The sequence below is a fragment of the Halomonas sp. LES1 genome, from assembly GCF_031846005.1.
Taxonomy (GTDB): Bacteria; Pseudomonadota; Gammaproteobacteria; order Pseudomonadales; family Halomonadaceae; genus Halomonas.
This window is the reverse complement of the sequence record NZ_JAVRGC010000030.1, coordinates 1-556: the sequence shown is the minus strand read 5'-3', so window position 1 is coordinate 556 and position 556 is coordinate 1. Positions and strand designations below refer to the sequence as shown.

Here is a 556-nt window from a genome sequence, read left to right as displayed (position 1 = left end):
TGCCACTGGCGTGACAACCGGAACACCAGAGGTGCGTCCACTCCGGTCCTCTCGTACTAGGAGCAGCTCTTCTCAAATCTCCAACGCCCACGGCAGATAGGGACCGAACTGTCTCACGACGTTCTAAACCCAGCTCGCGTACCACTTTAAATGGCGAACAGCCATACCCTTGGGACCGACTTCAGCCCCAGGATGTGATGAGCCGACATCGAGGTGCCAAACACCGCCGTCGATGTGAACTCTTGGGCGGTATCAGCCTGTTATCCCCGGAGTACCTTTTATCCGTTGAGCGATGGCCCTTCCATACAGAACCACCGGATCACTAGAACCTACTTTCGTACCTGCTCGACGTGTCTGTCTCGCAGTCAAGCACCCTTATGCTCTTGCACTCAATGCACGATTTCCAACCGTACTGAGGGTACCTTCGTGCTCCTCCGTTACGCTTTGGGAGGAGACCGCCCCAGTCAAACTACCCACCACACACGGTCCTCGATCCGGATCACGGACCTGAGTTAGAACGCCAATGATGCCAGGCTGGTATTTCAAGGTTGGCTCC

Annotated in this window: 1 rRNA gene; it reads right to left on the bottom strand. The window is 55.8% G+C overall.

Annotated features, from left to right (window positions below):
• Nucleotides 1-556, bottom strand: a 23S ribosomal RNA gene (locus tag RM463_RS17465); the annotation flags it as partial.